The 13,674-nt window shown below is 53.4% G+C and carries 11 protein-coding genes and 2 pseudogenes; 1 reads left to right on the top strand and 12 read right to left on the bottom strand.

Annotation, left to right across the window (positions count from 1 at the left end; all coding sequences use genetic code 11):
• Positions 1-12: 12 nt before the first annotated feature.
• The 3 genes from IPK01_03520 to IPK01_03510 all read right to left on the bottom strand — a co-directional run bounded on the left by IPK01_03520 (position 13) and on the right by IPK01_03510 (position 4,788).
• Positions 13-333: an STAS domain-containing protein gene (locus IPK01_03520; GenBank protein MBK7932565.1), complete on the bottom strand. Its 321-nt coding sequence runs from the start codon at positions 331-333 to the stop codon at positions 13-15.
• Positions 334-451: 118 nt separating this feature from the next.
• The gene (locus IPK01_03515) at positions 452-2,629 is read right to left on the bottom strand and encodes an ATP-binding protein (protein MBK7932564.1); all 2,178 of its coding nucleotides are present in this window, start codon (positions 2,627-2,629) and stop codon (positions 452-454) included.
• A gap of 8 nt (positions 2,630-2,637) precedes the next feature.
• On the bottom strand, positions 2,638-4,788 hold the full coding sequence (locus tag IPK01_03510) for a diguanylate cyclase (protein ID MBK7932563.1): 2,151 nt from the start codon (positions 4,786-4,788) through the stop codon (positions 2,638-2,640).
• 325 nt (positions 4,789-5,113) lie between these two features.
• On the opposite strand from IPK01_03510, the gene IPK01_03505 reads away from it, so the two are divergent.
• Positions 5,114-5,608 (top strand): PA2169 family four-helix-bundle protein, encoded by a 495-nt coding sequence (locus IPK01_03505; GenBank protein MBK7932562.1) that lies wholly within the window; start codon positions 5,114-5,116, stop codon positions 5,606-5,608.
• A 63-nt stretch (positions 5,609-5,671) separates the two neighbouring features.
• Here the strand turns inward: IPK01_03505 and IPK01_03500 are convergent, their stop codons facing one another.
• The 9 genes and pseudogenes from IPK01_03500 to IPK01_03460 all read right to left on the bottom strand — a co-directional run bounded on the left by IPK01_03500 (position 5,672) and on the right by IPK01_03460 (position 13,572).
• Positions 5,672-6,649, bottom strand: coding sequence for an ATP-binding cassette domain-containing protein (locus tag IPK01_03500; protein ID MBK7932561.1), 978 nt, complete (start codon positions 6,647-6,649; stop codon positions 5,672-5,674).
• 18 nt (positions 6,650-6,667) lie between these two features.
• Positions 6,668-6,919, bottom strand: a pseudogene (locus tag IPK01_03495) (ABC transporter ATP-binding protein).
• Positions 6,920-6,932: 13 nt separating this feature from the next.
• Positions 6,933-7,583 carry a hypothetical protein gene (locus IPK01_03490; GenBank protein ID MBK7932560.1) on the bottom strand — a complete coding sequence of 217 codons (651 nt, stop codon included), beginning with the start codon at positions 7,581-7,583 and terminating at the stop codon, positions 6,933-6,935.
• 4 nt (positions 7,584-7,587) lie between these two features.
• Positions 7,588-8,613 (bottom strand): ABC transporter ATP-binding protein, encoded by a 1,026-nt coding sequence (locus IPK01_03485; protein ID MBK7932559.1) that lies wholly within the window; start codon positions 8,611-8,613, stop codon positions 7,588-7,590.
• Positions 8,614-8,651: 38 nt separating this feature from the next.
• Positions 8,652-9,614: a tetratricopeptide repeat protein gene (locus tag IPK01_03480; protein ID MBK7932558.1), complete on the bottom strand. Its 963-nt coding sequence runs from the start codon at positions 9,612-9,614 to the stop codon at positions 8,652-8,654.
• Positions 9,615-9,655: 41 nt separating this feature from the next.
• The gene (locus tag IPK01_03475) at positions 9,656-10,618 is read right to left on the bottom strand and encodes an ABC transporter permease (protein ID MBK7932557.1); all 963 of its coding nucleotides are present in this window, start codon (positions 10,616-10,618) and stop codon (positions 9,656-9,658) included.
• Positions 10,611-11,526, bottom strand: a pseudogene (locus tag IPK01_03470) (ABC transporter permease). Before IPK01_03470 ends, IPK01_03475 begins: the two are co-directional and overlap by 8 nt.
• A 10-nt stretch (positions 11,527-11,536) precedes the next feature.
• Positions 11,537-12,919 (bottom strand): peptide ABC transporter substrate-binding protein, encoded by a 1,383-nt coding sequence (locus IPK01_03465; GenBank protein ID MBK7932556.1) that lies wholly within the window; start codon positions 12,917-12,919, stop codon positions 11,537-11,539.
• On the bottom strand, positions 12,916-13,572 hold the full coding sequence (locus IPK01_03460; GenBank protein MBK7932555.1) for a hypothetical protein: 657 nt from the start codon (positions 13,570-13,572) through the stop codon (positions 12,916-12,918). The genes IPK01_03465 and IPK01_03460 overlap by 4 nt, the downstream gene beginning before the upstream one ends.
• Positions 13,573-13,674 lie beyond the last annotated feature (102 nt).

Below are 13,674 nucleotides of genomic sequence, written 5' to 3'. Positions count from 1 at the left end.
TTATCCACCGCCTTAAACGAGCGTAACGTGTTTGGTCAGCCCGAGGGTTTCGAAAAGCTCGACCGAATCTTCGTTAAGTTCAGAAAAAACGACCTTGGCACCGGTATTTGCTGCAGAATCGATCACTCCCAGCAGTATCGAGATGCCGATGCTGTTGATAATCTCGGTCTGCGAAAAATCGACGACGAGCTGTTTACAACCTTCTTCGAGTTTCGTTTTACATTCGCGCTCGATCTTTTCGCCGGCGAGTTTGTTTAAGTAATCACCCGCAAGCACAACAGCCGTATCCGGAGCGTTTAACTGCGCGGTCTCGTACAGATTTTCTACGATCACGTAATTGTTTTCCTTTGTTTAACTTAGAGCTAATTGCCGAAGAATCTACTTGAACCGTATTTTTAGCACAATCTTAAGCGGAATACAACAATTAATATGGGAGGAGACCGGAAGTTGATCAGCGGCTTACGAATTTCACCATTGTTATTCGCGTGCCGTCGTCGGTTTGTTCGACCTTAACTTCGTCCATCAGTCCTTGTATGAGCTTCAGGCCCCAGCCTCGGCGGCCGGTTTCTGAAGTGACGGTTTTAGCGGCCCGGTCGGCGATCCGTAGGCCGCGGTTTGAAATGGTGATGGTGATCTTTTTGTCCGTCACAGCGAATTTTTGATAGATCTTCCGGTCCGGGCTGTGCGAATGCTCGGCGGCATTGATACATGCCTCGACAAGTGCGGTTTTGATCTGATTGATCGTTTTTGCGGGAAAATCGTGCCGCTTGGCGATCTCCTCGATCGTGTGGGCGGCGATCATCTCGGTGTCCTCGCCCATTGGGATGACGATCTCGTACTCGTCCGAGTTCGTGTCGCTCGACGGTATCGTTTTACCGTCGAATTGACATATCAGCAGATCCACTTGGCGGCGGCTTGAGCCGATGGCGTTGCGATCGGCGATCAAGCGAAGAGCGTCGTCGGAAAAGCCTTCGGGGGCCACGAGCCAGATCTTATACGCCGAAAAATCACAGCTTGCGGCGACCATTTCCAGTCGGTCACACCAAAATTCGGCGAGGTCTGCTGCAGCTTCGAGTTTTGAATCGATCTCGGCAGCGATCCAAATGATCTCGTCCTTATCGCCGCCCGATTCGAATCCGAGTGCGATCGCCGAGCGTTCGGTATCGATCAGATCACCGAGTTGCGGGTAAAATGCGACAGAGTGAGCCGTATAGACGATCTGCGGCAATGTCGTTTTCTCTTCGGAGGCTGTCATCGAAGACTGCATCTCAGCGTCCGACATGCCCTTCAGCTCCGACTTGAAATTACCGTATTCGATCAGCGAACTCGCAACTTCGCGGCCGTCAAAGCGGCTCATCACTTCTCGCAGGCCGATCGCCGACAATTGGCGGTAAAACTTTGCCATCAGGCCGGGCGCGCGCCTTATATTGTTGGTCAGCCCTTCGCCGACGATCTGCGCCCTTGCGGTCGACTCTTTATTTAGGCGATGTCGCGCAGCAATATGATCAGCGGCAACTATACTGTCAGGTGATGCTCCGACTGAATTTGCGGTTGTAGAAATGATCTCGAGATCATTTAGTTTCGCGATGACGCGTCGGAATCCGTCAAATTCGAGATCCGTATGTGCCTGCCAAAATTCAAGTGATGCCTTATTTGTGTCGCTATTGAGCAGATCCGCGATCATTCCGAGCAACTGGGATTGCGACGCGGCATCGGGAGCAACCGAGTCGAATATCGCATCAAAATATCTGCTGATGCGTCCGCCGAAGATCTCGTCTGTATATACGGTCTCAACTTGCTGAAAACTATCAAATCCGACACTTTTATCTGCGGCACTCGCGAACAGGAAGTTCATGAATCGCGGATCACCCTGCAGTTGAACGGCGATCAGGTCGCGAGTCTGCTCATTGAGCGAAACGCCGTATTCGGCGGCCAGCGATTCAGCGAGAATTCCGGAATCGGCAAATGAAAGGCGGCCGACCCGCATTGTTTCAAAGGGCGTTCTGCCATAAAGAAAACGCCGGTGGCCGCAGAAAACAAACGGCAATTCGCATCGACGAAAAAGATCGGTGAGTGCTTCGAATAATATCTGTCCACCCGATAAATTGGCCGTTTCGTGCAGATCATCGACAATTATGAACACACTGGCACCGCTCGCTGCGGCACGGATCGGCGAACTCAAAAACGAACGCAACCGTGATATTTCATCGTCATTTCCGTATTCGCCTGCTGTCTCGATCACACGGTCGATCCACAACGCGTCAGCCGGAACTGCTAGCTCGGCGATCTCATTGATATCGGGCGAAGCGTCCAGAATGAACGCATTACGACGCCGAAACGCCACGGTTTGGACGAGAAACTCGCGAAGAAAGCGACGTGCCGCCTGCAAAGCCGAGCCGTCGCTCGCCTTAACGGCAAAATATACAGGAATTACGTCTTCCTGTTCGGCGAACAAACGGTCAAAAACCTGCCTAAGCAATTCCGAAGAACCGGAATTCGGCGTCGCAAGCAATGCAAGCCCGCCGTTCCCCCGTGAGAGTTTCAGGAGCCTTTCGGTCTCACGCTCGCGGCCGACAAAACGCGAAGGAGGGACACCGCCAAAAATGTGCTGTTCAGAAAAGTGCTTCATCAATAGATCTAATGGTGGCCCTCACGGCCCGGCATATCGGCAAACAGCCGGACGCTGTTTCGGCCCTTGTGCTTTGCGTCGTAAAGAGCGTCGTCAGCCGCCTGGATCAGGCCTTTAACAGAGCAAAGTTCGCTCGAACAGCTAGCAACACCAATGCTGACCGTCACCGCACGATTCGGAAACTGGGTCTGTTCAATATTGCTGCGGATACGTTCAGCGATCATTGCAGCTTCGTCATCGGTCGTTTGCGGCAGCAAGATGGCAAATTCTTCGCCGCCGAACCTCGCCGCGACGTCAGCTCCGCGAAGCGTATCGCGTACGACATTGGCTACGAGTTTCAACGCCTCGTCGCCCGCCGGATGGCCAAAATTGTCATTGTACGACTTAAAATGATCGACATCGAGCATCAGAAAACTCATTGGATAGCCGTGACGGTTCGACCGCTTCACTTCTTCGAGCAGGCGTTCCTCGATGTACCGGCGATTGAGCAATCCGGTCAGAGCGTCGGTGACGGCGAGCTGTTCAAATTCTCCGGCACGCTCCTTCAAACCGGCTCGGTCGATCGCAACGGCGATCTGCGGTATGATCGCACGGATCAATTCCAGATCCGTCTTGTCAAAATTTGCTCCGCTCGCCTTGTCGGTAAAATTTATTACCGCGATGTTTCGTTCGCCGAGAGTGATAGGCGAACTGATAAATGACGAGGTCTTATAGCGCCGATCATCAGGGGCGGGCAACAGGCCTGTGGTCGAGACGTCGGCAACCACCGCAGGCTTACCTTTTTCAAAAACGATCTGTGACACGCGTCTTCCCGGATCAGGATCAGCCGAAACATCGGCATGAGCTCCGACGGCGGCCTTGATCTCGAGCAAACCTGACCTTTCGTCGAGCACCAGCAGTGATGCACGTTCCGACTGGAGCAGCTCGGCCGATGTCAGCGTCAGATGCATCCAAAAATCGTCCGTATCGACCGTTTTGAGGCTGTCGCTGAATTTGCGAACGGCACGGGCGAGTGAATCACGCCGCGATACCTCGCCCCGCAACCGCAGGATCTCCAATTGAGGTGCGACGGAATGGCACAGCCGTGCGATCTGATGTTTGGTCTTTTCATCCTTGATCGGATCAAGGATGGCGAGTGCCGACGGGATGTCGCTCCCGATCGGAACCGGAAATAGACACAACGTCCGCGATCGCATCGGGTCCTTTGTGCGTTCGACGAGTTCGACCGGCATCTCCGCGGCGACTGCCTCAGGCAGACGCGGATCGTCGAGGGCGATGCCGAGCTTCACTTTTCTGCCTTCGAGTGCGCCGTAGCCGGTTAGATCTTCGAACCGCGTGGTACGGCGTTCGAGCCAGACAAGGGAACGAAAGCCGTAGTGGCTAGCGAGAAATTGCAGGATCGCGTCGCAAGCGGGCAAATATTCTTTGCTGAGTAGCGAGCCAAAAAATGAACGCCACGCAGCAACGTCGCTTGAGCGTTCAACAATGGGCTCTGCCTGCGGTTCCGCAGCCGGTTCTGATATTTGGCCAAGGTAACGCTCGGCGTCCGGGAACTGAGGCTTTTCCGCTCTGTCTTCGTTAAGCTTTTCGGCCAGAACTGCGATCTGGTCCTGAGTTCGTTCAAATGAAATGACCGGTTTCTTGATCGGCGTTTCTACGGCGATCTCGTGCTCAGCCTCGGCCGTTTCGATCGTAACGGCGAGATCGACCAGCTGATCCATCGTCTTATCGATCTGTGCCGTTGACCCCGAAAGCAGGACATTTTCGAACAGTTTGGCTGGCGAGTGTCCTTGCCAATCACCCTTCATTGCTCGTTCAGTCGCACGGCGGTAATTCTCAGACTTGATGAAAGTTCTTCCGACGATCGCCGCCACAGGCCGTTCATCGCTCGTCATCGCCACCGCCCGGCAGTCGAGCCCCGCATGGCAGACGAACCCAACGCTTCTGCCCAATTCAGTCGATTTTTCAAGAGCCCTGCCGCAAAAATCGACGCAGCGGCCCGCGATCTCTCCGTCCGGATTGAGCGTTCGGCAGATCGAATTGTTGTTCGACGCCGAGGTCTCGATCCCGCTGGAGTCGACAATGGCAATGGCCAAGCCGCTCTCGTCCGCGAGGCGGTCCAGCACCAATCGGCTCGGAATTTCCTGATGAACACTCATCGTTTATTAGAAATAATACGTCGTGATCGCCGGCAAATACGCCTGACTCATCACCGCAAATTCACGTTCTGTAGCAAGCTTAAACGGCTAATGGAGGCCGCATTTCACGAAAAAATGGGAATTTGCCATCGACGGCATCGTTTTGATCCTTCATCCGGTGCGGCGGTGACAAAGCCGTCCAATTTCCCCCAAATGTTCGATACCGAACATTCATTTTCGGCAATACTTAATAATATTTGGTTGTGACAAAGTCGCATTTCAAAAATGTAATAGATTTTTTAGGGAGGGAATAGATATGATCAACGATTACGAAGCAACTAAGCCAATGACGACAGATGCAATTCCGTTATACGACGCGACAGCGTCGAATGATGACGTCATCTCAAAGCTCAACGGTCTGATCGAGACCTGCAAGGACGGTCAAGAAGGCTTTAAGGTGGCCGCCGAAGGCATCGAGCGGTCTGAGCTGAAAACGGTATTCTACGAATTTTCGCAGCAGCGTGCCGATTTTGTCGGCGTTCTGCAGGAACTGGTTCGGTCGCTTGGCGGCGATCCTGAAAAGTCGGGCAGTTTGAGTGCCGCCGTTCACCGCGGATGGATGGACATCAAATCGCTGGTGACAGGCAAAGACGAAAAAGCGATCCTCAATGAATGCGAACGAGGCGAAGACTACGCCAAAGAAGCATACGCCGACGCTTTGAACACCGCTTTGCCGACGAACATCGCCGATGTCGTCGCCCAGCAGTCGCATGCTGTACTGGCCGCCCACAACCGCATAAAGGCCCTGAGAAACGCTGAAGCAAGATCGGCAACACCATAGATGGATCATTTGAAAAAATGTTCAGCAACGAAAGGAGGCTCCGAAACGGGCCTCTTTTTCTGTTTATGAGCCGATAGCTCCGAGTCCTTGGGCGGCGTTTTCGGCTATGTTTGGGTTTTCGGCGTTGATTCGCATGCAGGCTGCGAAGTGGAGCGGTTTGATCTCAACGAGTTTTGGCGACGCGGCCGAGCACTCAGGGATCGCAAACTGGCAGCGTGTGTGAAAATGACAGCCTCGGGGCGGATCGATCGGCGAGGGGACATCGCCTTTCAGGATGATACGTTCTCGTTTGGCTTCGATCTCAGGATCAGGGACGGGAACTGCTGAGATCAGTGCCTGAGTGTACGGCATCAACGGGTTGCGGTAGATCTCTTTGCCGCCGGCAAGCTCAACGATGCGGCCGAGATACATCACCGCGACACGATCCGACAAGTGGCGGACGGCACGCAGGTCGTGCGAGATAAAGAGGTATGTCAGGTCCTTTTCACCCTGGAGCCGTTCCATCAGGTTCATTATCTGGGCCTGGATCGAGACATCGAGAGCCGAGATCGGTTCGTCAGCGACAATGAACTCCGGATCGACGGCGAGAGCTCGAGCTATACCGATACGCTGACGCTGGCCGCCTGAGAATTCGTGCGGATAACGTTTCGCAAATCGTCGCGAGAGGCCGACGGTCTCCATCAATTCCTGAACTCGGGCATCGACCGAGCCGCCGCCGATGCCAAACGTACGGATCGGTTCGCCGATGATATTGCCGACCGTCATTCGCGGATTGAGCGAGGCATAAGGATCCTGAAAGATCATCTGCAGTTCTTTCCGTTTATCACGCATCTTTCGTTGTGAAAGATAATGAGCGACGGACTGCACCAAAAAGATGACTATTATCAAAAATATACTCAGTACCGCCACACCAACTAGTACCAGCGTCATCGGATAGAAAAATGACGTCGGCAAATAAGCTGAAAAGATAAAACCTGCGAATAAGAGTATTAGCGAAATTGCTCCAAAATAGACGAAAACATTTGAGATCTTTTGGAACATTTCCAAATACCGCAGATCATCTACGAGATTTTTACCGTTATAGAAAACCTGTCCGCCAGTAGGTTCGGTCAGCCTCAGGATCGCTTTGCCCAGCGTCGATTTGCCGCAGCCCGATTCGCCGACAAGGCCCAGAGTCTCACCTTTTTTGATGTCGAGCGACACGCCGTCCACGGCTTTGACCGTTTTTGCGGCACTGAACAGGCCGCCGCCGGAGCGGTAATAGACTTCGAGATCCCGGATCGATATCAGGTTGTTTTCGTTCGTTTCCATTCCTTTTCGGCAACTATTGTATCGGCGCTTCGATCGTGACCTTAGACTCGGTATCGTAATTGACAGTCATATTTTTGAGCACGCCGTTGTCGTACGTGGCATAGATCTTCATCGGCAAGCCCGACTGTTTGCCGACCCACATCTTGCAGTTAAAACCGAAATCACCTTTCGGCGTTTTATTCTTAAAGCTGTAAACGTACGCCGGTTTGCCGTCGACCGTTTCTTCGCCATCGAATTTAGGCTCGGACAGGCTCTTTAATCCCTCCTCGGTAAACGAATCGCGAAGCGTCGGGATCGAGCCGGCAGTTCCCGGCGATTTCGTCCACTTGCCGCCGGACTTCATGTACATTTGATCGCCGATCATGATCATTTCGATCCCGGCGCCGGTTCCGCCGAGATATGTAACGTGAAAACGGTCCGGAGCGACGTAATCGACTTGCGACTTGATCTCGGTCTGGCCCATTCCCTCCATTTTTGCGGAAAAAGACTGAAGAGCGATGAACTTGTTCGCCGCACTACTGATATCAGCCTTTGGATCGGCTCCCGCGGTCGATGAGCTGCTCGACGAACCGCCGCCTCCGGTTCCGCCCGTCAATTCTTTGAATTTTGAACAGCCGAGGCCTGCGATCAGCAGGATCAAGAGCGGAAGAATGATCTTTTTCATAATTTTAGTTGGCGGCCCTATCGGCAGCATCGGTCTTTGATTCCCGATAAACGTCTCCGGCAAAATGGCAAAGTGAGTGATGATCCGCATTTATCTCGACGAACGGCGGAAATTCGCGACGGCAAATATCCTCGGCCCGATCGCATCGCTCGGCAAACGGACAGCCGGGCGGAAGATGAGCGACATCAGGCGGCAGGCCCGGAATTTGATACAGTTCTTTGCCTTGCTCGTGTGCCGGATCTGGCACGCTGCGAAGCAGGCCTTTTGTATATGGATTCGCAGGCGTCGCGAACAGCTCACGCGTTGGTGCTTGTTCGAAAACCTTGCCTGCATACATCACGATGATCTTGTCGGTCATTCCGGCGACGACGCCGAGGTCGTGCGTGATCAGGATCACGCTCGTACCCATTCGCGTTCTTAGATCTTTGATCAATTCGAGTATCTGGGCCTGAATCGTCACGTCGAGAGCAGTTGTCGGTTCGTCGGCGATTAGCAATTCGGGGTCGCAGCTCAATGCGATCGCGATCATCACACGCTGACGCATACCGCCTGAGAACTCGTGCGGATAGCTATCGATACGCTGTTCGGCGTCTGAGATGCCGACCGTCTTGAGCATCTTGATGGCGTGTTCGCGAGCCTGTTGCTTTGTATGCCCGAGATGAAGCTGCGTCACCTCCATCAATTGTTTCGAGATCTTAAGGAACGGGTTGAGCGACGTCATCGGGTCCTGAAAGATCATCGCTATCCGCCGCCCGCGGATCTTTCGCACTTCATCGATCGGCAGATCCAGAACATCGATGCCGTCAAATACGACCTTGCCGCCCGCGATCTCGCCCGGAGGTTCGGGTATCAGCCGCATCACCGACAGGTTCGTCACCGATTTACCGGATCCCGATTCGCCTACAATGCCAAGCGTCTCGCCCTTTTGCAATTCAAACGAAATGCCGTCGACGGCCTTGACCACGCCGTCTTCGGTGTGGAAATAGGTCCTCAAGCCATCGACAGACAATATTGTGCCGCTGTTGTTCATCAATTAGAATTTCCGCATCCGGGCTCGGCACCCGCGCATTATGAACCGAAATTATATTCGATCGCACCGCTCGTTTTAACCGGCTTTCCGTCAACAATAGTTGGGCGAAACTTACACTTCATCGCCGCCTTCTCTGCGATCTCAGCCAGGTCTTTTGACACGCCGCAGATCGATCTTGCTTCTTCGACCAAACCGTCTTCGCCGATCATGACCTTGACGATCACCTTTCCACGCCCGATAAGCCAAACATATTTTGGGTATGCCGGTTCGTAAAGGAAAAGTGCGTCCTTATTCAAGGTCGAAATGTCGTTTCGCTTGATACCGAGTATCTGGAATTGCTCCTTGGTAAACGAGTCATACTTGGCTGAATCCGGGGTCGTGTCCCGCCCGTATGCACATTTGACCGCATCACCGACCTTGTCGACTTCTTTGCTCGTCGGGCCAAAATTGAGCGACGCGATCCTAAACGCTGACAGAAAGGACACACGAGCACTGTCGAAATCACCGGCAATACTATTGCGGGTCGCGATATCCATCGTAGGCAAAAGTGTCTCTTTGCTTTCCGGTCCAAAATTGGATCTGGCAAACTCAAGGGCCTTCGACAAGTAAATAGACTCACATTTCTTATCTTCCTTTTGAAAACAAACTATCGACATCCTTGAGATCAGGTTGAGGATCTTTGCCTTGTTTGCAGCGATGTCGGTTTCGAAGATGCGTTTCGCGTTCTCCAGACGATCCAACGCTTCGCGGTATTTTTTCTTTTCCTGATATATTATCCCGACATTTTCGATTGCAACACCGGTCTGGAAATGCTCTTTTCCGTAGACCGAACTGCTGAGCTCGGCAACTTGCACGGCGATCCCGAGTGCGGCGTCCAGATCTTTGGACTTGTAGGCAGCAGCGAGCTCTGCGTTAAGCCTGCTCAGGTCCGCCTTTGCCGTCGCCTGCCCGTACGAAGAGCAAACGAACAAGAGTATCAAGATGGGAATTATTGATCTCATGATCTGAAATCTGATGCTATCATGCCGTTGCTGCCCATCAATTAAAATTTCCTCGTCTGCGGGTCGAGTGCATCGCGGATGCCGTCGCCCAAAAAGTTCAGCGAAAACAGCGTCAGAGCCATCGTCACACCTGGGAAGATCAGCTGCCAAGGGAAGATCGCGAGGTTCCTAATGCCCGCGTCGGCGAGGCTGCCCCACGAGGCGTATGGTGCCTGTACGCCGAGGCCCAGGAATGACAGGAACGCCTCTGTCAGCATCACGCTCGGAACCGTCAGTGTCGCATACACGATCACCGGGCCGAGCGCGTTTGGCACCAGATGGCGAAATATTATGCCGAATGTCGAAACGCCGGTCGCACGTGCGGCGAGTACAAATTCCTGATTCTTGAGCGACAATATCTGCCCGCGGACAACACGTGCCATCGTCAGCCAGGACACCAGCCCAAGTGCGAAAAACAGCAGAAATATCTGGCTCAACGCCTGATTGCCGGCCCCGCCGATATTGGTCGAGAGCCACTTGATCCATTCGGGCGTGCTCGGCCCGCCAAAGACCGACAGCAGGACGATAACGATCAAAATATACGGAATAGCGTAGATGATGTCGACGATGCGCATCATTAGATTGTCGATGCGGCCGCCGAGAAATCCGGCGATCGCACCATAGCTGACGCCGACAAATAGCGATACGATCGTCGAGATTATACCGACCATCAGTGAAATGCGTCCGCCCTGCAGCACGCGAGCGAGCATGTCGCGTCCGGCATCGTCGGTTCCCATCGGATGCTGCAGCGAAGGCGGCAGCGAACGTGCCAGACTCGAATCGCCCGGGATCATGTCGTAGGTATAGCCGGTCGTCCAGACAACGATCGACGGCCCTGCAAGTACGGCGATGACCATCAGCGTGATAAAGATCAGCCCCGCCAACGCGAGACGGTTTCGCCTGAGGCGCTTCCACGCGTCACGCCACAGCGACGTACCTTTGACTATTTCGGCGTTCTCACTCATATCGGATCCGCGGATCGAGATATCCGTAAGCGATGTCGACCGCTAGGTTAAAGATCATGATCAGTATGGACAAAAATGCAACGATGCCGAGGATCAGAGGCTCGTCGCGGTTCAATACGGATTTAATAAAAATATCGCCAAGGCCGGGCAAGGCGAAAACCTTCTCAACAACAACAGTTCCGGCGAGCAAAGCCGCAAGTGCCGGCCCGGTAAACGAAACGACCGGAATGATACCGCCGCGAAATGCGTGACGAAGCAGAACGGTCTTTTCATCGAGCCCTTTGGCACGGGCCGTTCGAATGTAATCGGAACGCAGTACCTCGAGCATCCCGGCGCGTCAGACGAGCGATATATGCCGCGTAGATCGCGGCGAGCGTTATTACCGGCAGCACGATACTCGACACGCCGCCCCATCTGGCAGGCGGGAACCAATAGAGGCCAAATGCAAATATCAGCACAAGTATCGGCCCGAGAACGAAGTTCGGCACCGACAGCCCTAGCATCGCCAGCGACATCGAACCGTAATCGAATGCGGAGTTTTGCTTCAACGCCGCGATCGTCCCTGCCGACAGGCCGACGATCAAGGCAAGTAAATATGCCAATATCCCGATCGTCGCCGAATATGGAAGGTGGCGGCGGATGATCTCGTTGACCGATTGCCCTTGATACTTGACCGAATCGCCAAAATCGCCGCGGACGATGTTCGACATCATCATTCCGTACTGCGTGTACCACGGTTGGTCGAGCCCGTATTTCTTGCGGATATTCGCCTCGACCGCCGCCGGCAGCTTCTTTTCGCCCGAATAGAAATTGCCCGGCGACACGCGGATCAAGCCCCACGTCAGCGTCACGACAAGCAACGCCATCGGGACAATGATCAGCAGTCTGCGCAATATAAAACTTAGCATCGTAGTTGCTCTATTTTGAAGCCGCCTTCTGTGTACTCACCAGATCGGCAAGCTGCTTGTCAGCCTGCTCGTCCGGCGTCGTCATGATGTTTTCGACGTCCATCGCCCACTTCGCTTGATCGCGTTCGATATAGACGAATTTCCACGGTATCAGCGTGCCCGGATTAGGATACATACCTTTGACGTAAGGTTTTTTCAACCAATTGGTCGCATTGATCGTCAGCGGCACCATCGGAAGCTGTTCCATCAGATAAAATTCGGCACGTGCGAGCATCTCGTAACGCTTTGCCGGATCAAGTTCTGCATTGGCGTCGTCGAGCATTTTGTCATACTTCGCGTCATAAAAACCCGCTCCGCCCTCATTTTCCTCTCCGTACTGCAAGCTCAAGAACGTATACGGATCCATGTAATCGCCGGACCAAAGGAACTGCGAGAAACCCTCGTATTGGAGCGATTTGAAATACGGCAAAAAGGTCTTGAACTCCATCGTCTTGAGCTGGATGGTAATGCCCAAATTCTGCTTCCATTGTGCCTGGATAAATTCGGCGATCGAGCGGTTGTTCTCGTTCGTGTTGAACGTTATTGCAACAGTGTCGGTCGGGAAGTTCGGACACGAATACGTGTCGCCGCTTTTTGTTACCGGAAATCCTGCATCGGTCAGGAGCTTTCGTGCAGCTTCGGCATCAAAAGCGTTTCGATTTGCCCAGGCTTCGGGCGTTATGTTCTTTTCTTTGCGGATCTCTTCGCCGACCTTATCGACAGCTTTGTCGTAATCCGGGAAAATGCCGGACGGAACCTTGCCGTAGAGCGGTTTCGTGATCTTGCGAAAATCGGACAAGGCCTGGCGGTTAAGGCCGAGCATGAAGGCTCGCCGCACCTTGATGTCATTGAACGGCGGCTTGGTCATGTTCATCGCGTAATACGCCGTTGCCGCCTCGGGGAAGTTGAGATATTCGTCCTTGTAGGGCCGCACCTCATTGATCCAGGATGTCGGCACGGTGTGATTTAGAAAAGCATCGATCGAGCCGGCCTTATATAGATTCATTATCGTCGAAAGTTCTTCGACCGGATAAAATTCGATGCCGTCCAGGTGGACGTTCGCGGCGTCCCAATAGTTCGGGTCGCGTTCTACGACCAGCTTATCGTAGGGTCTGTATTCTTTGATGCGGTAAGCCCCGCAGGTGACGATATTTGCCGGCCGCGTCCATTCTTTGCCGTGTGCTTCGATCGCATGCTGAGGCACCAGACGGAAGAACTGATGAGCGAGCAATCCGAGGAAGTAAGGTGCGCTTTGCTTTAGGGTTATCCGTAATGTGTAGTCATCGATCGCCTCGATCCCGATGTCCCCGGCCGAGACCTTTACAAATTCCGCACCATCCGCGAGGGCCTTCAGCTTAGGATCTGCGTCGAGTTCCTTCGCCCGTTTTTTTCGTCACCTTCGAGCGTGATGCGGTCGGGCGAATGCATGAACTTATGAAAGTCGGTCTCGGGGCCGAACGGCGTTTGCGGCTTTGCCGGTTTCGGGTCGAGATCGGCGACAGTCAAAAATTTTTCGCCTTTCTTAACAAAGACCTTTTCACCGTTGAACTCGGACGAGTATTTGATCGCGTAGCCGAGCCCGGCAGTTCGCGAGATCGTCTCGGGAGCAAAACCGCGGCGAAGGCTGTAAACAAAATCGCGTGCCGTGATCGGTGTTCCGTCGCTCCATTTCGCATTATCGCGGAGGTGAAAGATGAATTCGTCCACATTCGGGCTGATCTCCCAGCTCTTTGCGATCGAGGGAACGGGCTGCTGATCTTTCGGGCCGTATTCGACAAGGCCCTCGTACAAGGCCAAGAAGATACGTGCCTCGGGCTGGCCGTCGGGAAGCTGCGGGTCCAGTGTTTCGGGTTCCGAACCGGAGACGTAGCGAAGGACATTCTCAGACGGCGGCGTGGTCTTGCCAAAATATTTACCTCTCGCCGCAGTCGAGCAGCCGGCAAATAATGACGTGATCAATAATAAAACGAGAAATGAATATGACCGTTCGGATCGTCTTTCTGCCATAGCTGGTAAAACCGAAACCGTTGCAAACGAAAGGCTTATGATGCTAACGCCGCCCAGGGAGAGCGTGTGAAAAATTTAATGCGAAACGCCGCAGAATGCAAA

The sequence above is a fragment of the Acidobacteriota bacterium genome, from assembly GCA_016713675.1.
In the GTDB taxonomy this organism is placed as follows: domain Bacteria; phylum Acidobacteriota; class Blastocatellia; order Pyrinomonadales; family Pyrinomonadaceae; genus OLB17.
The sequence above is the reverse complement of the archived record's forward strand: the minus strand, read 5'-3'. Positions and strand labels throughout refer to the sequence as shown.

Excerpts from the sequence above, each read along its gene's own strand:
- IPK01_03505 (MBK7932562.1), top strand. The coding sequence starts at position 5,114 with ATGACGACAGATGCAATTCCGTTATACGACGCGACAGCGTCGAATGAT.
- IPK01_03500 (MBK7932561.1), bottom strand. The coding sequence starts at position 6,649 with ATGTTCCAAAAGATCTCAAATGTTTTCGTCTATTTTGGAGCAATTTCG.
- IPK01_03510 (MBK7932563.1), bottom strand. The coding sequence starts at position 4,788 with ATGAGTGTTCATCAGGAAATTCCGAGCCGATTGGTGCTGGACCGCCTC.
- IPK01_03485 (MBK7932559.1), bottom strand. The coding sequence starts at position 8,613 with ATGAACAACAGCGGCACAATATTGTCTGTCGATGGCTTGAGGACCTAT.
- IPK01_03460 (MBK7932555.1), bottom strand. The coding sequence starts at position 13,572 with ATGGCAGAAAGACGATCCGAACGGTCATATTCATTTCTCGTTTTATTA.
- IPK01_03490 (MBK7932560.1), bottom strand. The coding sequence starts at position 7,583 with ATGAAAAAGATCATTCTTCCGCTCTTGATCCTGCTGATCGCAGGCCTC.
- IPK01_03480 (MBK7932558.1), bottom strand. The coding sequence starts at position 9,614 with ATGAGATCAATAATTCCCATCTTGATACTCTTGTTCGTTTGCTCTTCG.
- IPK01_03475 (MBK7932557.1), bottom strand. The coding sequence starts at position 10,618 with ATGAGTGAGAACGCCGAAATAGTCAAAGGTACGTCGCTGTGGCGTGAC.
- IPK01_03515 (MBK7932564.1), bottom strand. The coding sequence starts at position 2,629 with ATGAAGCACTTTTCTGAACAGCACATTTTTGGCGGTGTCCCTCCTTCG.